Source organism: Streptomyces sp. NPDC031274 (genome assembly GCF_055570235.1).
The window spans coordinates 549,842-570,455 of sequence record NZ_JBVIHP010000001.1 but is presented as its reverse complement, the minus strand read 5'-3'; the positions used below and the strand labels follow the sequence as shown (position 1 = coordinate 570,455).

The following is a 20,614-nucleotide window of genomic DNA, read 5'->3' as shown; positions in this document are numbered from 1 at the left end:
CTCTTGGCGTGCCCCTGATCGCAGTTATCCACAGGCCAAACCGGAATCTGGCGATCCGCGGGAGAGTCGGCGCATGGCGAACCACAGCGAACAGAACGACCCGATCGATTCCATCGACTCCACCGATTCCATCGATTCCACCCGCTCCACTGATTCCGGCGACGAGACCCTGGTCACCCTGCGCACCCCGGCCGAACTCGCGGATGCCCTTCCGTACTTGCTCGGGTTCCGGCCCGAGGAGAGCGTCGTCCTCATCGCTCTGCACGGCGAGCGGGGGCGGTTGGGTGGCCGTGTGCGCCTCGGTATCCCCGGGCGCGCTGAGGACTGGCCACCCATCGCGGAGCAGCTCGCCCAGTGTCTGGTGGGCGGCTGCGAGCGGCGCGGGGCCCGGCCTGACGGCATTGTCGCCTTCCTGTGCGCGGAGCCTGTGGGTGCCGAATCCGGACGGCAGGTCATGGAGCGCCTGCGACCGCTTGCGCAAGTGCTCCGCACCGCCTGCGGAAGCCTCGACGTCCCCGTGTTCGAGGTCGTGTGCATCTCGGCGGACAGTTTCTGGACCTACTGCTGCCCGAACAAGGAGTGCTGCCCGCCGGAAGGCGTATCGCTGATGCGGCCGGGCACGTCGGTCCTGGCCGCGGCCACGGCCTACGCCGGCGTCCAAGTGGGTGTCACACCAAGGGAGATGCGGGCGCGCCTCACCCCCTGGGAATCCGTCGCCGCGGCGGACCAGGAGGCCGCTCTCGACGCGGCGGGCCTGGCGATCGTGCGCCGGATCCTGGACGAGGACGGGCACGCCGAGGTCGCCGCTGACACGCTCGACCTGGCCCGCCGGATCATGGCGCGTATGGCTGCGGCACCGACGGTCGTCGACAGGCTGGAGGCGGATCTCCAGGACGACGAACTTCTCGCCCACGACGAAGCCGCGGCGCTGATCCTCGGGCTGCAGGACCGTACGACTCGTGATCAGGCGGCGGAATGGATGGAGGGCGACGCCGCGGCGACGGCACTCCGTCTCTGGAGGGTCCTGGCCCGCCGCTGCGTCGGCGCCTACGCAGAGCACGCCGCGGCTCCCCTGTCCCTCGCTGGCTGGGTCGCCTGGTCCCTCGGTGATGCCACGGAGGGGCAGGAAGCCCTGGCCATGGCGCTGTGTGCCGACCCCAGCTACACCTTCGCGCAACTCCTGCACCATGCCTGCGCCGGAGATCTGGACCCTGAGCCGATCCGCCGCTGCTTGCGAAGGGAACGAACTGACCGTGGCGCGTCGGGTGTGCAGACCGAACTGCCCGTACCAGTGGAGACCTTGGACTCCGCGGGAGGGCCGCCGGTGGGTGCCGCCTCCCGACGCCGCAGCCGCCCCTCACGGCCGAAGAGCGGCACTGGTGCACGGGCCGCCGAGAGGCCGAGCACAGGGCCGCGGAACCGCCGTCACACCACCCGGCGCGCGGCGAGGAACGACACATGAACGCGGGAGTTCGTCGCCTGAGGGCAGCCCTGAGGGCAGTCCTGAAGGCAGCCCTCAGGGCAGGCTTCAGGGAGGGCGAGCGGGATGGGGCGAGATGGGTACCGGCGTGGGTGCCTCGCGGGGGAGACCGGGGCCGACCGAGTGGCTTCGTGTTCCGTGGGCGTGACCTGGGGCGGGGGCGGTCCGTTCACCTGAGTGGCGGTACCTGTGCCTGGGTCGAGCCGCCGTACGACCTCCGAATCCCCGTAGCGCGGACAGCGCGGAAGAAGCCGCCTCATGTCCCTGCCCGCCCCGTCTCCTGTCTCCGGCAGAGAGGGTCCCCAGCGACCCGCGCCGACTCCATCGCGCCTGCCCGGCGGGCAGGCCCCGGCTGCCGCGCCGCGTCGCCCCGCCCAGCTGCCGCCCGCGCACGACGCGCTGATCTGTGTGGCCATGCCCGCGCTCGCGATCTCTACGGATCAGGGGCAGCTGACCGGCCGCGGACTCGAGGGGTTCTACCGCGCGGGGCGCAGGCTGTTGTCCCGCTGCCAAGTGCGGGTGGCGGGGCGCGAGCCGGTGGTCGTGCAGGCCCGGATGCTCTCGGCCGACCGTGTCCGCTTCGTCGCGACACTGCGTACGTCCGCGGACGGCGGTCCGGATCCGGATGTGATCGTCGAGCGGACCCGGTACGCGGACGGTACGGAGCGGATCGTCCTGACCAGCGGCACGGGCCGTCTCCTGCGGCTGCCCGTGGAGGTGTCCCTCGGCACGGATCTGGCGGAGCTCGGAGCGATCGCGTCCGGCAACACCGGTCCCGAACTGCCCGCCAGCGTCCACGACTCCGGCATGCGCTGGTCCTCCCCGGCCGGCCACTGTGCGGTTACCGCGCATCCGGCGCCCGCGGACGCGCTGGCCTCCGCGGGGCTGTTGCGCTGGGAGGTGGAGCTGCCACCGGGCGGCACCTGGAGTCTGGAGCTACGGGTGCGTACGGAGGGCGCGGGTCCGGTGCGGGCGGTCGGACACGGCGCCTCGCGCTCCCTCACCACGGCACGGGCAGCGGGCGACGATCCCAGGGCCCGGGCTCTGCTGGAACGATCAGTGGAGGATCTCCAGGCGTTGCTGATGCGGGACCCCGAGCACCCGACCGATGTCCATCTGGCCGCGGGGGCACCATGGCGCTGTGGTCTCGCTCCGGCCGAGGCGCTCGCGGCCGCCCGGATGACCTTGCCGATCGGCACCCGGATCGCGTTGGGGACGCTGCGTACGCTCGCCCGCCGTCAGCTCGCGGGCAAGGGGCCGCGGGCGGGCATGATCCCCGGACCGGTGCGCAACAAGGGTCTGCATCTGCCGCCCGGGTGCACGGGGATCGAGGCGACACTGCTCTTCCCGGTGCTGCTGGCGGAGGCGTGGCGTTGGGGACTTTCGGCGCAGGAGACGGAGGAGTTGCTGCCGACGGCCGAGCGCTGCCTGCGATGGCTGCTTGCGGCGGTCGGCGACGGAGTACGGCTGCCGGACCCGTATCCGGGTGGCCCCGCGCGATGCGAGACCCAGGCCCATGCCCACCGAGCCGCGCTGCTCGGAGCCGACCTGCTCGACGCGCACGGCCGTGCGGGCGGCACCGACCTGCGGCAGTGGGCGGAGCGACTGCGAGGCGCCTTCCGGGAGAACTTCTGGGTGGAGGACCGGACGGGCGGCCGACCCGCCGCGGCCTGCATGCCCGACGGCCGCCCCGTTTCCCTCCTCACCGGTGGTGCCGCCCACCTCCTCGACACCGGCCTGCTCGGGTCCGGTGCGCTGGCACCGGGGCTGCTCGACAAGGTGCAGACCGAGCAGCTTGCCCGGCTGCTGGGCAGCCCCGACATGGACTCGGGGTGGGGGCTGCGGAGTTTGGGCGTCAAGGAACCCGCGTACAACCCTTTCGGGCATCGTGGCGGAGCGGTCCGTATCCATGAGACGTCGGTCGCCGTCGCGGGTCTGGCCGCCGCCGGATACGAGAAGGAGGCGAGTGGACTACTGCGGGGGGTGATGGCGGCGGCCGAGACGTTCGGCTACCGGCTGCCTGAGATGTACGCGGGGGAGCAGCGCACGGAGGGCGGCGCTCCGTTGCCGCATCCCGCTGCCTGCAGTCCGTCGGCTGTCTCCGCGGCCGCCGGGGTACAGCTCCTCACGGCGCTCGCCGGGATCCGGCCCGACGCCCCGTCGGGCACGGTGACGCTGAGGCCCGTTAGCAGCGCACCTTTGGGGGAGCTGGGGCTGACGGCGCTGTGTGTCGCGGGTGCCCCGTTCGCGGTGCGCGTCAGCAGGCTCGGTCTCGCCATGGTCGAGGAGGCCGCCGACGGACTGCAGTTGGGGGTCTGACCCGCGGGGGGGAGGCCTGCGGCGGGTGTGGGGTGCACACATCTGACGCAGGACTCGGTGACTTCTGACGCAGGACCCGGTGACTCCAGCCGGGCGGGGAGGGAGGAACAGCCCCGCGCGCACGGCGAGGGTCGAACAGCGCCGCGCGCACGTTGCAAGAGAGGAACAGCGCCGCGCGCGCGTCAGGAAGGGCGGCCGATCTCCCAGGCCGCCTCGATCATGCGGAAGATCTCGTCCACCGCGGCCTCCGGATCGTCCGCCTCACGGGCCAGCGCATAGGCGTCGATCACGAACCTCGCGATCGTCCGGCAGGCCGTTGCGGTCTGTGACAGGTCGAGATCGGCGGCGATGGCCGTTGCCAGCGACTCCGCATGGCGCAGCTGCATCGACTCGTCGTACTTACGCAGGGCAGGTGATGCGTCGATCATCCGGAAGATCGGGGCGGCGTCGTTCGCCGTGCAATGTCGCACCAAGGCCTGGATCTCGCGGTGCAGCGCAGCGATGAGCGGTTCATGCGGCGCCCGGCCGGTGACTGCCTGAGTGAGGCGTTTCTCGAAGTCTTCGTCCTGCTCGAACACCAGGGCCTCTTTCGAGGCGAAGTGGGAGAAGAGCGTGGTGACGGCCACGTCGGCCTCGGCGGCCACGTCACGGATGCCCACCGCGTCGTACCCCCGTTCCAGGAAAAGCTGCAGGGCGGTGTCAGCGATCTTCTGGCGGGTCGCGGCCTTCTTACGCTCTCGGCGTCCGGACGGCACTGTCATGCGCTGATGCTATCAGGTACGAAACACTAACCGTTTTTAAAGACTAACGGTTAGTGCTACGGTCGTCGGTATGAAGAGAGTGAGCTTCGCCGAGTTCGGTGGTCCGGACGTTCTGCAACTCCTGGAAGCCGAGGAGCCCCACCCGGGCCCCGGCCAGATACGTATCGCCGTGCGGGCGGCAGGTGTGAACCCCGTTGACTGGAGGGTCCGTGAAGGTCAGGTCCTGGGGGCCCATCCGATCGAGTTGCCCGCCGGAGTCGGTCTTGACGCCTCCGGGGTGGTGGACGAGGTCGGCGAGGGCGTCGAAGGGGTCGAGATCGGCGATCACGTGTTCGGTGAAGGTGGCAGCACCTATGCCGAGTTCGCCGTGCTGTCGGCCTGGGCGCGTATGCCCGAGGGGCTGACGTTCGAAGAGGCGGCCGGTTACCCCTCCGTAGTGGAGACCGCGCTGCGCATCATCCGCGAGGTCGGTGTGCAGCCCGGGCAGACGCTGCTGGTCAGCGGCGCGTCGGGGGGAGTCGGGTCGGCGGTGCTGCAGATCGCCCGCGACCGCGGCATCGCGGTGATCGGCACGGCCGGGACCGCGAACCAGGACTATCTGCGTGGCCTGGGAGCCGTCGCCACGACGTACGGCGAGGGCTGGGTCGAGCGGGTGCGGCAGCTCGGCCGTGTCGACGCGGCTCTCGACCTGGCCGGCTCGGGCGTGATCCGCGAACTCGTCGAGCTGACCGGGGATCCGCAGAAGGTGATCTCCATCGCCGATCTCGGTGCGCCGGAGTTCGGTGTCCGATTCTCCGGCGTGGCCGGGAGCGTGCCGGCGGCGCTCGCCGAGGCCGCCGGTCTCATCTCGCGGGGGAAGCTCCATATCCCGGTCGAGAAGTCGTACACGCTCGCCGAGGCCGCTCAGGCGCACATCGACAGCCAGGCCGGTCACACGCGTGGGCGCCGGGTCGTGGTCATCTGAGCCGTTGCCTGCGGGGCTGCACTGCCCGGCCCTGCCCGGCGAGGCCCGGCAAGCTGATTTCCTGGTAGCTCCGATTCGGCGAAGTCTCTCAACCGCGTTTCATTGAAACGGACTTCGCCGAGTCGACCCGTCCGCATGCCGAATCGGCGGCGTGGGGCTCTTGTGCGCGCTCCGGCCTTTTCCCGGGCGCTCCGCCGCGTTCGAGTGGTGCTCATGGTCGCGCGGAAATGTTCTTGAGGCCGCAGAAGCTGGAACCAGGATCGGATGCCGGAGGAGCTGTTTATCGTCAGGCAGACGACTATGATCGCGGCATGTCGCCCTACGACCCGTCGGCCTTCCCGCCCTTCGCTGTCACCGTCGATCTGGTCGTGCTGACCGTGCGCAGCCACGCGCTCTGCGCGCTTGCCGTGCGGCGGGGTGAGTCGCCGTTCCAGGCCCGCTGGGCGCTCCCCGGCGGATTCGTGCGCGACGACGAGGACCTGTCGGCGGCCGCCGCGCGGGAGCTGGTCGAAGAGACGGGGCTGTGTGCCCACGATCGGGACACTCCGGTCCAGGCGAACGGCGCGCACCTGGAGCAGCTCGCCACGTACGGCGATCCCAAGCGCGATCCGCGGATGCGGGTCGTGAGCGTCGCCCATCTCGCGCTCGCCCCCGATCTGCCCGCACCACGAGCCGGTGGTGATGCGAAAAGCGCACGCTGGGCGCCGGTCGAGGCACTGCTCCATCAGGGCGGATACGGCCGTGAGGGCGAGCAGGCGGCGCCGCTGGCCTTCGATCACGCGCAGATCCTGGCGGACGGCGTGGAGCGCGCCCGTTCGAAGATCGAGTACTCGTCCCTCGCGACGGCCTTCTGCCCGCCCGAGTTCACCGTCGGAGAGCTGCGCCGGGTGTACGAGGCCGTGTGGGGCGTCGTGCTCGACCCGCGCAACTTCCACCGCAAGGTGACCGGGACGCCTGGCTTCCTCGTTCCCACCGGCGGTACGACCACCCGTCAGGGCGGCCGCCCCGCCCAGCTCTTCCGCGCGGGCGGCGCGACGCTGCTCAACCCGCCGATGCTGCGCCCCGAAGTCTGAGGTCCGAGCCGCGCGGCACGCGCTGGTCACCCGTCGGTCTGACCGCGCGATGGTCGCGTGATGGACACCCGCGACCCACGCCCTGACCGAAATGACGGAAATATCGCGTTATCTTGCTGAAGTACCCACGGGGTTCGTCCGTCCCCGACCCGGCGGACGAACCTTGGCCGCCGAGCGGTCGCACATCCCGCGAGAGAAGCGATGATCCAGGCCATCGGACTGACCAGCAATCTCCGCCAGGAGCAGCCACCCGCCGTCGACGACGTGTCCTTCGAGGCGCGAACGGGCCGTGTCACGGCGCTGCTCGGCGCACAGGGCGCCGGCAAGACGACGGCGCTGAGACTCATGCTCGAAATCCAACAGGGCCGAGGGGTCACCTACTTCAGAGGGCGTCCGCTGCACCGCATCGCCCACCCCTCCCGCGAGGTGGGCGTCCTTCTGGGCGAGGTGCCGGGGCATCCCGGCCGCACGGTCCGCGGCCAGCTGCGCATGCTGTGCGCTGCCGCCGGTGTTCCCGTCCAGCGCGCCGACGACGTACTCGAAGTCGTCGGTCTCGTCAGCCTCCGTGATCAGCGGCTCGGCACGCTCTCGCGCGGCATGGACCGGCGTCTCGGCCTGGCCTGCGCGCTGCTCGCCGACCCGCACACGCTCGTCCTCGACGGTCCCGCCGACGGGCTTTCGGCCCGGGAGGGCGGGTGGCTGCACGACGTGCTGCGCGCGCACGCCTCCCAGGGGGGAACGGTCCTGTTCTCCACGGCCGACCCCAAGGAGGCAGCACGGAGCGCCGACCGGGTCGTCACGCTGGAAGCGGGCCGTCTGGTCGCCGACCAGGAAGCCGGGGATTTCGCCCGCACCCGGCTGCGCCCCCGTGTCGCGGTGCGCAGTCCACACGCGGCGCGCCTGGGCGCCCTGCTGTCCAAGGAGGCCCGCGCGGGGCGGCGCTCCATCGAGGTGGTGAAGGAGGACGGCAACAGGCTTTCGGTGTACGGCAGCAATTGCGCCGATGTCGGAGAGACGGCGTTCCGCCACGGAATCCTCGTCCACCAACTCGCCGATGAGATCGGGGATGCGGGGCCTGCCGCTGTGGCGCCGACGCCGTCGGCCACGCCCGCGACCGAACGGAGAGTCGAAGTCTCCGGTGGGGCTGCTGCGGCTGCTGGCGGCACGGGCGTGGATACGGGGCAGATGTCACGCGGGGGCGCGGCAGGAAGCCTGGCAGGGAAGCCCCCGGCGGGGGACAGGCCGGCCGAGGCGGCTGACGTGCTACCCGGGGCCGGTGCCGGGTCCGAGACCGGCCCCGGCCCCGGCCCCGGCCCCGGATCCGGCACCGAGACCGTGTCCACGACCAAGATCCTCATCCCGCTCGCCACCACGGAGCCACCCGCCACCACCGATCCCCGTGCCACCACTGCCCCACAGGCCCCCGTGGCCCCGTCCTCCTTGCCGCCCCCCATCTCGATCCGCCCCGCCCGCGGCCCCCTTCGTCCCTTGCGCTACGAGCTGCACCGCGTCGCCGGTGTCGGCACCGGGTACCTCACCGCGGCCGTCGTGCTGGCCGTCTCCGCCGTCCTCTGCGTCTTCCTCGCAAGGAGCGGTCACACGCCGCAACCGCTCCTGCTGGCCGCCTGGCCCCAGGAACTCCCCTTGCCGCCCGCAGCGCTTGGCGCCGGACTGCTCGGCGCGCTCGCCTTCGGTGAGGAGTTCCGTCATCCCGCCCTCGCCGTCGACCGGGGCACCGTCCCCCGCCGCTTGGGGCTGCTCTGTGCCAAGTTGATCGTCGCGGCGGCCACGGCTCTCCTGCTGAGCCTGCTCGTCCTGGCTTCCGACACCGCGCTGCTCCACTTGGTATACGGCGACGAGCTCGCGAAAGTTCCCGCTGACTGGCTTTCCCTGAGCGCGAGTTGGATCGCTCTGGTGGTGGGCTGCGCCTGGGCGGGGGTGCTCGCCGGCGGAGTCTTCCGGTCCACGACGGCAGGCCTCGCCGCTGTTCTCGCGGTGCCGATCGTCGTCGTACCGCTCGTACAAAAAGCCTTGGAGGGACCGTCTGTGCGATCGGCGGCGGGGCTGCCGGGGAGGCTGCGCGACCTCGCGCTGGTGCAGTGGCCGTTCGGTGTCGAGCGATATCTGGCCGGCGGAGTCCGGATGGTCGCCCAACCTGTTGGCAGCGCACTGATGTTGTCACTGACCGCTCTGCTCTGCGCATATCTGCTCACGGGGATGCGCAGCAGAGCTCGATAATGATCACCCGGCGCTTCCGTTCCCGTGCTGCGCACAACTCCTGGGAGAACGGCCATTTCTTTCCGACAAGGCGTCAAGTGCGGCGGGGTAAGCGATCACCCTTTCGTGTGCTTTTCACCAAAGACCTCAAGGGACTTGGGAGCCACGCCGACAAAGGATCCGTGAGTACCCTTGCGCACACCATGATGACCGCCGCCCGCTCCGCAGACTCCGGTCTCGCCGGCCCGGGCGAACTCGACCGCTACCCCTACGCGGAGGCCCCTGGTGCCGACCGCGTCGTCGCGCCCCCGTGGGAGGGCGCCGACCACGACCTCGGCCGCGTGGGCCGACGCACCGCAGGAAACCGTGGCCGTGGACTGCACGGCCAACTCGTCCAGCAGCTCGGTCAGATGATCGTCTCCGGCGACCTGGGCGCCGACCGTCCGCTGGTCCCCGAGGAGATCGGCCAGCGTTTCGAGGTCTCCCGCACCGTCGTGCGGGAATCGCTGCGCGTACTTGAAGCCAAGGGCCTGGTCAGTGCGAGGCCGAATGTCGGCACGCGCGTGCGCCCCGTCAGCGACTGGAACCTGCTGGACCCGGACATCATCGAGTGGCGCGCGTTCGGGCCGCAGCGCGACGACCAGCGCCGCGAACTGGGCGAGCTTCGCTGGACGATCGAGCCCCTCGCCGCCCGGCTCGCCGCGGGCCACGGCCGCGAGGAGGTGCAGCAGCGGCTCGCCGACATGGTCGAGATCATGGGCCATGCCCTGAGCCAGGGCGACGGGATCACCTTCTCCCGCGCCGACGCGGAGTTCCACTCGCTGCTCATCCAGCTCGCGAGCAACCGCATGCTGGAGCACCTGTCCGGCATCGTCTCGGCCGCACTCCAGGTCTCCGGTGGCCCGATCACCGGCTGCGACCGTCCCACCGAGGCATCGCTGGCCCACCACTCGCGCATCGTCGACGCTCTGGGGGCGGGCGACGGACCGGGCGCCGAAGCGGCCATGCGGCAGTTGCTCACCGTCCACCCGGAGGTGGAGCGCGTCGTGCCCGCCCCCCGCGAGCACTGACCGGCCGGGTCTGCGTCCGTACGGCCGGCTCATGCGCCTCGCGGCCCGACCTCATCACTCCGTCGGCGCGGTACCGTCGCCGGGCCTCTGTGGGGCCCTCGGGGATCAGGCAGAGACCCGGCGACGCGGTCGTTGCCGTCAGGGCGGTCACCAGAGCCTAGATTTGGACACTTCTGACCGCATCTGGACGCTTTTGGGTGCTTACGGGGTGTGACTCGGGCCACGTAGATTGGGCGTAACGCTCCTCGGGGCAGCGCGATGACCTAAGAGGTGATAGCCGAGGAGGGAATACAGCAGTCGTTCGCGACGCTGTGTAGCTCCCCGGCCCCGCCTGCGCCGTCGGCCCATCCCCAGTCGTCGGTCGTCGGTCCTGGTCCACAATGGACGGGGCCGGAAGCCGTTTTCCAACGTTCCGAGAGGTTGTTCGTGTCGGCCAGCACATCCCGTACGCTCCCGCCGGAGATCGCCGAATCCGTTTCTGTCATGGCGCTCATCGAGCGGGGAAAGGCTGATGGGCAGATCGCCGGCGATGACGTGCGTCGTGCCTTCGAAGCTGACCAGATTCCGGCCACTCAGTGGAAGAACGTTCTGCGCAGCCTCAACCAGATCCTCGAGGAAGAGGGTGTGACGCTGATGGTCAGTGCCGCGGAGCCGAAGCGCCCCCGCAAGAGCGTCGCAGCGAAGAGCCCGGTCAAGCGCACCGCGACCAAGACCGTCGCGGCCAAGACGACCACGGCTAAGCAGGCCACCGCGACCGCCGCCCCCGAGGCGTCGGCCGTAGATGTCGCAGCTGAGGACTCGCCCGCGAAGAAGGTCGCCGCCAAGAAGACGACGGCAAAGAAGGCCGTCGCCAAGAAGACCGTCGCCAAGAAGGCGACGGCGAAGAAGAGTGCGTCCAAGCAAGACGACGAGATCCTGGACGACGAGGCCACCGAGGAGACGCCCGCCAAGGGCAAGCCCGGTGAGGGCGAGTCCACGGAGGAGGGTCCCCAGGCAGGCTTCGTGCTCTCCGACGAGGACGAGGACGACGCCCCGGCCCAGCAGGTCGCCGCGGCCGGTGCCACCGCCGACCCCGTCAAGGACTACCTGAAGCAGATCGGCAAGGTCCCGCTCCTCAACGCGGAGCAGGAGGTCGAGCTCGCCAAGCGCATCGAGGCCGGCCTGTTCGCCGAGGACAAGCTGGCGAACGCTGACAAGCTCGCACCGAAGCTCAAGCGCGAGCTGGAGATCATCGCCGAGGACGGGCGCCGCGCCAAGAACCACCTCCTGGAGGCCAACCTCCGCCTGGTGGTCTCCCTGGCCAAGCGCTACACCGGCCGCGGCATGCTCTTCCTGGACCTCATCCAGGAGGGCAACCTCGGTCTGATCCGCGCGGTCGAGAAGTTCGACTACACCAAGGGCTACAAGTTCTCCACGTACGCCACCTGGTGGATCCGTCAGGCGATCACTCGCGCCATGGCCGACCAGGCCCGCACCATCCGTATCCCGGTGCACATGGTCGAGGTCATCAACAAGCTCGCGCGCGTGCAGCGCCAGATGCTCCAGGATCTGGGCCGCGAGCCCACCCCGGAGGAGCTGGCCAAGGAACTCGACATGACCCCGGAGAAGGTCATCGAGGTCCAGAAGTACGGCCGTGAGCCGATCTCCCTCCACACCCCCCTGGGTGAGGACGGCGACAGCGAGTTCGGTGACCTCATCGAGGACTCCGAGGCGGTCGTTCCGGCCGACGCGGTCAGCTTCACGCTCCTTCAGGAGCAGCTGCACTCCGTGCTCGACACCCTGTCCGAGCGTGAGGCGGGCGTGGTCTCCATGCGCTTCGGTCTCACCGACGGCCAGCCGAAGACCCTCGACGAGATCGGCAAGGTCTACGGAGTGACGCGTGAGCGCATCCGTCAGATCGAGTCGAAGACGATGTCGAAGCTGCGTCACCCGTCGCGTTCGCAGGTTCTGCGCGACTACCTCGACTAGTCACCAGCGCTCCACAAGAAGGACCCGAAACCTCGTGCGAGGCTTCGGGTCCTTCTGTTTGTCCGATGAGTTCGCCCTGGCTCGGACGTGCGTGGCGCGGGTGCGGGGTGTGCCGCACTGGATCACTGTGGGTGTGCCATGGCAACCCAAAGTGAGGAGATCGCATGCCTCGTCCTTTCGCCCGAACATTTACGGCGGCATTGGCCCTTGTCGCACCGGTGGCGGTGCTGCCGCTGGCCTCTCCGGCCCCCGCGGCGGCCGACAGCATCGTCATCGGGGGCAGCCCGGTCCGGGTGGCCGACAACCCCTGGGTGGTGGCGCTGTCCAGTCGTGACCGGTTCGGGGGTACGCGCTCGGGGCAGTTCTGCGGAGGTGTGGTGGTCGGTCCCACGACCGTCCTCACCGCGGCGCACTGCATGGGCGAGGAAGTCCTCGGAGTGCCGCTGCGCAAGATGAGCGACCTGAAGGTGATCGCGGGCCGTGACGACCTGAGTACGTCGGCCGGCCGCGAGATCCCGGTGCGCGAGGCGTCGGTCAACCCGGAGTACGACAGCTCCTCGAACTCCGGAGACGTCGCGGTCCTGTCTCTCGCGAGCCCGCTTCCGAAGAGTTACGCGATCAGCATGGCCGGGGAGGGTGACTCGGCGTACGAGCCCGGCACGCGCGCGGCTGTCTTCGGGTGGGGTGACACGACGGGGGCGGGTGATTACGCGCGTACGTTGCGCTCCGCGCCCGTACGGGTACTGCCTGACTCGACGTGCGGGAAGGCCTACCCGGGCAGCTCCGACGGTACGTACGCGGCCGCGTCCATGCTGTGTGCCGGGGAAGTCGAGGGCGGGCGTGACGCCTGCCAGGGGGACAGCGGCGGCCCGCTTGTCGCACACGGGCGGCTCATCGGCCTCGTGTCGTGGGGCAGCGGCTGCGGGCGGGCTGGGAGCCCGGGGGTCTACACGCGGATCTCGGGCGTCGCGCGGGACATGCCCCTGCAGGGCTGAGACTGCGGAATTCGCAACGCGGGGAGAGTGGAACGCCGCGTGGGACCGCCGAGAAGGTGCCTGGGCGGCCGTGTGACGAGAGCGGGCGGCCGCCCCTGGGGTTGGCAGGGTCGGCCGCCCGGTCACCGGCCTGGAGTGCGCCGGATGGCTCGTCGTGGGGGCGAGGTGTCAGCGATCCTCGTCATTGGTTTCCGGGACGGCCGTAAGCCGCTCCGTCTCGTCCTGTATCTCAGCGGCGATCTTCTTGAGTTCCGGCTCGAACTTGCGGCCATGGTGGGCGCAGAAGAGCAGTTCACCGCCGCTCAACAGGACGACGCGCAGGTATGCCTGGGCGCCGCAGCGGTCGCAGCGATCAGCGGCCGTCAGGGGGCTCGCGGGGGTCAGAACAGTAGTCACGTCGCCTCTTCTCTAGCTCGACGAGCTGTCGTACCAGGGTCAACATCCAACCAGGCCGAAAACGTTCCCGCTCGTGGCTTTTCCTCGAAGTTTTTTCCGAGGCGGCTGTCTGCTGCCGGTTGGCGGCGAATGTGCCGTATTACGTCTCTTACGTGTCGTACGGTTTCGCGCTGTCTGTCAGGTCGGTCGTCCACCGGCTGGGTTGCCGGTTGTTCATGAGGACGTGCCCGGAGCCTAAATGGTTCATGCCTGGAAGGGAACGTGACGTGCGCTTCACTCCATTGAGGGATCGAACAAGCGTGCGGCACTGGACTAGTGTGAGTTGAGACGAGGGTGGCGTTACAACGGCTCTACCAGGCCTCGGTACCCTCTGAGCGGCAACCGAAGTCGGGGCCGTACCCCAAAGGACCCCATTTGAAATTCAGCGAGGAGCGAACCGCGTGACCGCCGAGACGTCCGTGCCGTCCACAGCGTTGCTGACCGGAGCAGACCGGGACGGTTCCAACTACACCGCGCGGCACCTGCTCGTCCTGGAGGGGCTCGAGGCCGTTCGCAAGCGTCCGGGCATGTACATCGGGTCGACGGACAGCCGTGGCCTGCTGCACTGCCTCTGGGAGATCATCGACAACTCCGTCGATGAGGCCCTGGGCGGCTACTGCGACCACATCGAAGTCATCCTCCACGACGACGCCTCCGTAGAGGTCCGGGACAACGGCCGAGGCATCCCGGTGGATGTCGAGCCCAAGACCGGCCTCTCCGGAGTCGAGGTCGTCATGACGAAGCTCCATGCGGGCGGCAAGTTCGGCGGTGGCTCCTACGCCGCCTCCGGCGGCCTGCACGGTGTGGGTGCCTCCGTGGTGAACGCCCTGTCCGCGCGCCTCGACGTCGAGGTGGACCGCGCTGGGCACACCCACGCGATCAGCTTCCGCCGCGGTGTCCCCGGCGCCTTCGCCAAGCCCGGCCCCGATGCCGACTTCGACTCGTCGGCCAAGCTGCGCAAGGCGAAGAAGATCCCCAAGAACCGCACCGGCACGCGCGTGCGCTACTGGGCCGACCGGCAGATCTTCCTGAAGGACGCCAAGCTCAACCTGGACACGCTGCACCAGCGCGCCCGGCAGACCGCCTTCCTGGTGCCCGGCCTGACCATCGTCGTACGCGACGAGTACGGCCTCGGCGACGGCGGCAGCAAGGGCGAGGAGTCCTTCCGCTTCGACGGCGGCATCAGCGAGTTCTGTGAGTACCTCGCCCAGGACAAGGCCGTCTGCGACGTCCTTCGCCTCACCGGGCAGGGCAGCTTCAAGGAGACCGTCCCGGTCCTCGACGACCATGGTCAGATGACCCCCACCGAGGTCACGCGTGATCTCACCGTGGACGTCGCCATGCGCTGGGGCACGGGTTACGACACGACGCTGCGGTCCTTCGTCAACATCATCGCCACCCCCAAGGGCGGCACCCATGTATCGGGCTTCGAGCGCTCCCTCACCAAGACGATGAACGAGGCGCTGCGCACCCAGAAGGTGCTGCGCGTCGCCGAGGACGACATCGTCAAGGACGACGCCCTGGAGGGGCTGACCGCGGTCGTCACGGTCCGTCTGGCCGAGCCGCAGTTCGAGGGCCAGACCAAGGAGGTGCTCGGCACCTCGGCGGCCAACCGCATCGTCGCCAACGTCATCGCCAAGGAGCTCAAGGCGTTCCTGACGTCCACCAAGCGCGACGCCAAGGCGCAGGCGCGCGCCGTGATGGAGAAGGCCGTCGCCGCGGCCCGCACGCGCATCGCGGCCCGTCAGCACAAGGACGCCCAGCGCCGCAAGACGGCCCTGGAATCCTCCTCGCTGCCCGCGAAGCTCGCCGACTGCCGCAGCGACGACGTGGAGCGCAGCGAGCTCTTCATCGTCGAGGGCGACTCGGCGCTCGGCACCGCCAAGCTGGCGCGGAACTCCGAGTTCCAGGCCCTCCTGCCCATCCGCGGCAAGATTCTCAACGTTCAGAAGGCGTCCGTGACGGACATGCTGAAGAACGCCGAGTGCGGCGCGATCATCCAGGTCATAGGGGCAGGGTCCGGCCGGACCTTCGACATCGACGCGGCGCGCTACGGAAAGATCATTCTCCTCGTCGACGCCGATGTCGACGGCGCGCACATCCGGATTCTGCTGCTCACCCTCTTCCAGCGCTACATGCGCCCGATGGTGGAGGCGGGCCGGGTCTTCGCGGCCGTGCCGCCCCTGCACCGCATCGAGCTGGTGCAGCCGAAGAAGGGCCAGGACAAGTACGTCTACACGTACTCGGACAACGAGCTGCGCGAGACGCTGCTGGAGTACCAGCGCAAGGGGATCCGCTTCAAGGACTCCATCCAGCGCTACAAGGGCCTCGGCGAGATGGACGCGGACCAGCTCGCGGAGACCACCATGGACCCCCGCTACCGCACCCTGCGGCGGGTCAACATCGGCGACCTGGACGCCGCCGAGCAGGTCTTCGATCTGCTGATGGGCAACGACGTGGCGCCCCGCAAGGAGTTCATCACGAGCTCGGCGGCGACGCTGGACCGCTCGCGCATCGACGCGTAGCGCTCGCGTGAAACGGGTGCGTCCCGCCCGTGCGAACGCACTCCACCCGTGGGTGGAGCCCTCGGCTCCACCCACGTTCCACCCCTGCTCCGATGTCCTGACCAGGTCTTTTCCGTAGCGTCGAAGGCGTCGATCCTCCTCGGATCGGCTCCGAACTCTTTCGCCCCACGGAGGCCGTCATGTCTGGGCTCGCCAATGTTTTGGTGGTCTGCGCCGTCGTCGCGTTGGTGATCGTGCGCCAGTTCAAGGCGCAGCAGATCACCGCGGACAGGCGCTGGTGGGTCATACCTGCCGTGCTGGTCTTCATGGCCGTGCGCAAGCCCGACGTGCTGGATCCCCATCACCACGCGCTGTCCGTCGCCCTGCTCGGTGCGGAGCTGGTGGTCGCTCTGGCCATGGGCTTCGGCTGGGCGCGGACCACGTATGTGTGGACGGCGCCGGACGGTGCCGTGTGGGGCAAGGGCACCAAGGCCACCGCCCTCGTCTGGGGGGTCGGGATCGGGCTGCGGCTCGGCCTGTTCGGTCTCGGCGCGCTGCTGGGCGTGCGGCAGGGCAGTGCCGCTCTGATGCTGGCGCTCGCGGCCACGCTGCTTGTGCGGAGCGGCATGCTGGTGCAGCGGGCCGGCCTGTTCCGCCCGTCGTACGGTGTTGCGGACGCGGCATACGAGCCGATGCGGAAGGACCCCGTGTGATCTCGGACCGGTGGATGAGATGGCCCTCCCGGGAAGGGCTCACCCGGGGAGGGCAGAGCGTCGCCCGGCTGTGGTTCGTCAGAGTCCTGCGGGTGGTGATCGCCGTCGGCCTGCTGTGGAACGCGTTCCATCACGACAGGGGCTGGCGCCTGGTGGCCGGGGTCGGCCTGGTCCTGCTCTGCTGCGGGCTTGCCTGGGCGTTCTTCCGCACCTCCTTCGATCGTCGGTTGTGGCCCTCGGTCACTCTGCTGCTCCTGCTGATGGGGGCCGGGTATGCCGCGCAGGCGGGCGACTGGAGGGTGCTTGCGCTCGTCCTCTGGTGCAGTACGGGGGTCCTGGCCCTGGAGCGGCTGCCGCTTCTGGCGGCCGCGGGTTGCGCGCTTGTCGCGCTGGCCGGGTTCGCGGCGTACAACAACGACAACTGGCTCGTCACGAGCCTCATCGTCATCGGGCTCGCGCTGGCCGGGTACACCCTGCGGCTCGACGCCGACGCGCGGGGCAATGCCCAGAGGCTGCTGGCCCAGGAGCGGGCCGCTCGCACGGCGGAGGCCGAGACGGCCGCGCTCGCCGAGCGGGCCCGCATCGCCCGGGAGATCCACGACGTGCTCGCGCACAGCCTCTCCGCGCAGATGGTCCACCTGGAGGCGGCGCGTCTGCTGATCGAGGGGGATGCGACACGCGATCAGATTCTCGATCGCGTGGTGGCGGCGCGGTCCATGGCCCGCGAAGGGCTCGCGGAGACCCGGCAGGCGCTCTCCGCGCTGCGCGGCGAGATGACGCCCGTCGAGGATTTCCTTCACGAACTGGTCGCCTCGGACAAGGCCTCGGTGTCCGTGACGGGGGCGCGGCGCCCTCTGCCCGCCGAGGCGTCCCAGACGGTGCGCCGTGTCGCGCAGGAGGCCCTGACGAACGTCCGCAAGCACGCGCCGGGCGCCACCGTGTTCGTACGCCTGGCGTACGGGGAGGGTGAAGTGACCCTGGACGTAGAGGATTCGGGCGGGCCGCCGGGCGAGCTCGCCGCTTCCGGAGCCGGGTACGGTCTGCTCGGAATGCGGGAGCGAGCCGAGCTGCTGGGCGGGTCCCTGACGGCCGGGCCTGGCGAGGAGGGCTTCATCGTGACGCTGAAGGTGCCCACATGACGGCGGAGGGCGGCGCCAAGGCGCCGGCGCGGGTGATCGTGGTCGACGACCAGACAGTGGTGCGCGAGGGGATCGTGATGCTGCTGGGGCTGCTGCCCGGCATCGAGGTCGTCGGTTCCGGGGGAGACGGCGAGGAGGCCGTCCGGCTCGTCGCCGAACTCGCGCCGGACGTCGTCCTGATGGACCTGCGCATGCCCAGGGTCGACGGCGCGGAGGCCACCCGCCGTATCCGCGCCGAGTACCCGGGGACACAGGTCGTCGTGCTGACCACCTTCGCCGACGACGACTCGCTCTTCCCGGCGCTGAGAGCCGGCGCACGGGGCTATCTCACCAAGGACGCCGGTGGGGACGAGATCGTGCGGGCCGTCGAGGACGTGCTCTCCGGCAACGGGGGTCTCTCGCCACAGATCCAACGGCGGTTGCTGGAGCGGCTCTCGGAGTCCGAGCAGCCCGCGCCCGCGGTGGAGCCGCCCGACGGTCTCACCACGCGCGAGACCGAAGTGCTCGTCCTGATCGCCGAGGGAATGACGAATCAGGAGATCGCCCGAGAGATGTGTGTCTCCACCGCGACGGTGAAGACGCACATCAACAACCTCTTCGCCAAGACGGGGCTCAAGGACCGAGCGCAAGCTGTTCGTTACGCCTACGGGCACGGTCTCGCCAAGCCGCCGAGCGCCAGGTCCACGTGAGTGCGGTCTTTGACGAGGTCCGTCACCTGATGGGGTGAAGTGAAGGGAGAGAAGAGTCAGGGATCTTCCCGTTCTGTCCATCCTTGGGCACGCGGCCGAACCAGGCTGCGGACAAGGAGAGTTCGGTGGAGAAGCACGACGGGCGCGATGCCGGGCAGGCGCGGACCGGTGATCCCAGGGATCCCTGGTACGACGCGCTTGCGTCCGGCTGGGGCGAGTTGGACGGCACAGGGGCTCCGGCGCCTGTGGCGCCGCCCCGATCCGCGCCGGAGCGGGGCGCGAGTGCGGCCGACATCTATCTGGAGGTCCAGCGCAGTGCTGCCTTCCAGGAGGTGCGCGGCCGGTATCGGCGGTTCGTCATCCCTGGTGTGGCCGTCTTCTTCACCTGGTACGTCGCGTATGTCGTGACGGCGACGACGGCGCCCGGGTTCATGGCACGGCCCGTCACCGGATCCGTGAACGTCGCGATGCTCGCGGGTCTCGGACAGTTCCTCACGACCTTCCTGCTGACCTGGGCGTATTCCCGGCATGCCCGGCTGAGGAGGGATCGCGTGGCGCTCGATCTGCGCTGGGCCGTGTTCGAGCAGAAGCGGGAGCAGGACCAGAAGAGGGTCCAGGCCCAGCGGGAACACGACCAGTTGAGCGAGCAGGAGTCGGGCCGGGGGAGCGAGCGATGACCGGGGACCATCAGACGCTGGCGCTTCTGCTGTTCGGTGTGTTCGTGGCCGTCACGCTCGCCATCACGACGTGGGTGAGCCGGAACCGGCACGGCTCGGCGGAGGAGTTCTACGCGGGTGGGCGACTCTTCTCGCCCATGGAGAACGGATTCGCCATCGCGGGCGACTACATGTCGGCCGCGTCCTTCCTCGGCATCTCCGGACTGATCGCCCTCTTCGGGTACGACGGGCTGCTCTACTCGGTGGGCTTTCTCGTGGCCTGGCTGGTCGTGCTGTTCCTGGTGGCCGAACTGGTGCGCAACTGCGGTCGGTTCACGCTCGCCGATGTCGTCGCCGCCCGGATGAGGGAGCGGCCCGTGCGTATCGCGGCGGGAACTTCCTCGGTGACCGTGTCCGTTCTCTACCTGGTGGCGCAGATGGTGGGGGCGGGCTCACTGGTCGCGCTGCTGCTCGGCGGGACGAGCGGGGCGGCGCAGGCCTGGACCGTGATCGGCGTCGGCGCGCTCATGGTCGTCTACGTGTCGTTGGGAGGGATGCGGGCCACCACCTGGATCCAGATCGTCAAGGCGGTCCTGCTGATGTGCGGCACGATCGCGCTGACCGTGCTCGTTCTGGTGCGTTTCCACGGCGACTTCGACCAGTTGCTGCGGACGGCGGCCGACCGCAGTGGACACGGCAGCAAGTTCCTCGCACCCGGCTTGAAGTACGGCGGGGACTGGACCTCGCGCCTGGACTTCATCAGCCTCGGGCTCGCGCTCGTCCTCGGCACGGCCGGTCTTCCGCACATCCTCTCCCGCTTCTACACGGTGCCGACCGCGCGCGCCGCCCGTCGCTCCGTCGTCTGGTCCATCGGTCTCATCGGAAGCTTCTACCTGATGACGATCGTCCTTGGCTTCGGCGCCGCCGCGATCGTGGGGCCTGGAGCCGTACGGGGATCGAACACCGCGGGGAACACGGCGGTTCCGCTCCTCGCGCTCGATCTCGGGGGCGGCGCGAACTCCACAGGCGGAACGGTTCTGTTCGCGATCGTCGCCGCGATCGCCTTTGCCACGATCCTCGCCGTCGTCGCCGGGATCACGCTCGCCTCATCGGCGTCCGTGGCCCACGATCTGTACGCGTCGCTACGACGGGGGCATGCGAAGCCGCGCAGTGAGGTGGCGGTGGCGCGCCTCGCCGCGGCCGGGATCGGCGTGGTGGCGATCGGCCTGGGGCTGCTCGCCCGAGATCTCAACGTGGCGTTCCTGGTCGGACTCGCCTTCGCGGTCGCCGCGTCCGCGAATCTGCCCGTGCTGCTCTACTCGCTGTTCTGGCGGAACTTCACCACACGGGGAGCGGTCTGGTCGGTCTACGGGGGCCTGGTGCCCTCCCTGGTGCTTGTCGTGCTGTCACCCGTGGTCTCCGGAGGGCCCGGATCCCTCTTCCCGGGGGTGGACTTCCAGTACTTCCCGCTGGAGAACCCGGGGCTCGTCTCCATCCCGCTGGGCTTCCTCGCCGGATGGCTGGGCACCGTCACCTCGCCGGAGCCGGCGGACGAGGCCAAGCACGCGGAGACCGAGGTGCGGTCGCTCACCGGGGCGGGAGCGGTGTAGCTGCCCTTTGCGAGCGCCCTC

16 protein-coding genes are annotated in these 20,614 nt (G+C 69.7%); 14 read left to right on the top strand and 2 right to left on the bottom strand.

What is annotated here, in order from left to right:
- The first annotated feature begins 73 nt into the window (after positions 1-73).
- Positions 74-1,462: a DUF4192 domain-containing protein gene (locus tag ACZ5CR_RS02580; protein ID WP_468852826.1), complete on the top strand. Its 1,389-nt coding sequence runs from the start codon at positions 74-76 to the stop codon at positions 1,460-1,462.
- A gap of 276 nt (positions 1,463-1,738) precedes the next feature.
- Positions 1,739-3,799, top strand: coding sequence for a glycogen debranching N-terminal domain-containing protein (locus ACZ5CR_RS02575; protein WP_468852824.1), 2,061 nt, complete (start codon positions 1,739-1,741; stop codon positions 3,797-3,799).
- Positions 3,800-3,981: 182 nt separating this feature from the next.
- Here ACZ5CR_RS02575 and ACZ5CR_RS02570 read toward each other — a convergent pair whose 3' ends face one another.
- Positions 3,982-4,560 carry a TetR/AcrR family transcriptional regulator gene (locus ACZ5CR_RS02570; RefSeq protein ID WP_468852822.1) on the bottom strand — a complete coding sequence of 193 codons (579 nt, stop codon included), beginning with the start codon at positions 4,558-4,560 and terminating at the stop codon, positions 3,982-3,984.
- A 70-nt stretch (positions 4,561-4,630) separates the two neighbouring features.
- Between ACZ5CR_RS02570 and ACZ5CR_RS02565 the strand changes: the two genes are divergently transcribed.
- The 6 genes from ACZ5CR_RS02565 (at position 4,631) to ACZ5CR_RS02540 (ending at position 12,847) form a co-directional block, all read left to right on the top strand.
- Positions 4,631-5,524 (top strand): NADP-dependent oxidoreductase, encoded by an 894-nt coding sequence (locus ACZ5CR_RS02565; RefSeq protein ID WP_468852821.1) that lies wholly within the window; start codon positions 4,631-4,633, stop codon positions 5,522-5,524.
- 311 nt (positions 5,525-5,835) lie between these two features.
- On the top strand, positions 5,836-6,597 hold the full coding sequence (locus tag ACZ5CR_RS02560; protein WP_468852819.1) for an NUDIX hydrolase: 762 nt from the start codon (positions 5,836-5,838) through the stop codon (positions 6,595-6,597).
- A 201-nt stretch (positions 6,598-6,798) separates the two neighbouring features.
- On the top strand, positions 6,799-8,835 hold the full coding sequence (locus ACZ5CR_RS02555; protein ID WP_468852818.1) for an ABC transporter ATP-binding protein: 2,037 nt from the start codon (positions 6,799-6,801) through the stop codon (positions 8,833-8,835).
- Positions 8,836-8,996: 161 nt separating this feature from the next.
- Positions 8,997-9,884, top strand: coding sequence for a FadR/GntR family transcriptional regulator (locus ACZ5CR_RS02550; RefSeq protein WP_468852816.1), 888 nt, complete (start codon positions 8,997-8,999; stop codon positions 9,882-9,884).
- A gap of 420 nt (positions 9,885-10,304) precedes the next feature.
- Entirely contained in the window at positions 10,305-11,852 is a 1,548-nt protein-coding gene (locus ACZ5CR_RS02545) for an RNA polymerase sigma factor (protein WP_389913006.1), read from the top strand.
- Between the two features lie 164 nt (positions 11,853-12,016).
- On the top strand, positions 12,017-12,847 hold the full coding sequence (locus tag ACZ5CR_RS02540) for a S1 family peptidase (protein ID WP_468852814.1): 831 nt from the start codon (positions 12,017-12,019) through the stop codon (positions 12,845-12,847).
- Positions 12,848-13,015: 168 nt separating this feature from the next.
- Here the strand turns inward: ACZ5CR_RS02540 and ACZ5CR_RS02535 are convergent, their stop codons facing one another.
- The gene (locus tag ACZ5CR_RS02535) at positions 13,016-13,243 is read right to left on the bottom strand and encodes a DUF7455 domain-containing protein (protein ID WP_160507629.1); all 228 of its coding nucleotides are present in this window, start codon (positions 13,241-13,243) and stop codon (positions 13,016-13,018) included.
- Between the two features lie 440 nt (positions 13,244-13,683).
- Here ACZ5CR_RS02535 and ACZ5CR_RS02530 point away from each other — a divergent pair, with 440 nt between their 5' ends.
- From ACZ5CR_RS02530 to ACZ5CR_RS02505, 6 genes are all read left to right on the top strand, one after another.
- Positions 13,684-15,807: a DNA gyrase/topoisomerase IV subunit B gene (locus ACZ5CR_RS02530; protein WP_468852812.1), complete on the top strand. Its 2,124-nt coding sequence runs from the start codon at positions 13,684-13,686 to the stop codon at positions 15,805-15,807.
- 179 nt (positions 15,808-15,986) lie between these two features.
- The gene (locus tag ACZ5CR_RS02525; protein WP_468852810.1) at positions 15,987-16,499 is read left to right on the top strand and encodes a DUF1453 domain-containing protein; all 513 of its coding nucleotides are present in this window, start codon (positions 15,987-15,989) and stop codon (positions 16,497-16,499) included.
- Entirely contained in the window at positions 16,496-17,638 is a 1,143-nt protein-coding gene (locus tag ACZ5CR_RS02520; RefSeq protein ID WP_468852808.1) for a sensor histidine kinase, read from the top strand. Before ACZ5CR_RS02525 ends, ACZ5CR_RS02520 begins: the two co-directional genes overlap by 4 nt.
- On the top strand, positions 17,635-18,327 hold the full coding sequence (locus ACZ5CR_RS02515; RefSeq protein ID WP_468852806.1) for a response regulator transcription factor: 693 nt from the start codon (positions 17,635-17,637) through the stop codon (positions 18,325-18,327). The genes ACZ5CR_RS02520 and ACZ5CR_RS02515 overlap by 4 nt, the downstream gene beginning before the upstream one ends.
- Positions 18,328-18,452: 125 nt before the next feature.
- Complete coding sequence (locus ACZ5CR_RS02510) at positions 18,453-19,004, top strand: DUF485 domain-containing protein (protein WP_468852805.1); 552 nt, start codon at positions 18,453-18,455, stop codon at positions 19,002-19,004.
- Positions 19,001-20,593: a solute symporter family protein gene (locus tag ACZ5CR_RS02505; protein WP_468852803.1), complete on the top strand. Its 1,593-nt coding sequence runs from the start codon at positions 19,001-19,003 to the stop codon at positions 20,591-20,593. Before ACZ5CR_RS02510 ends, ACZ5CR_RS02505 begins: the two co-directional genes overlap by 4 nt.
- The last annotated feature ends 21 nt before the right edge of the window (positions 20,594-20,614 follow it).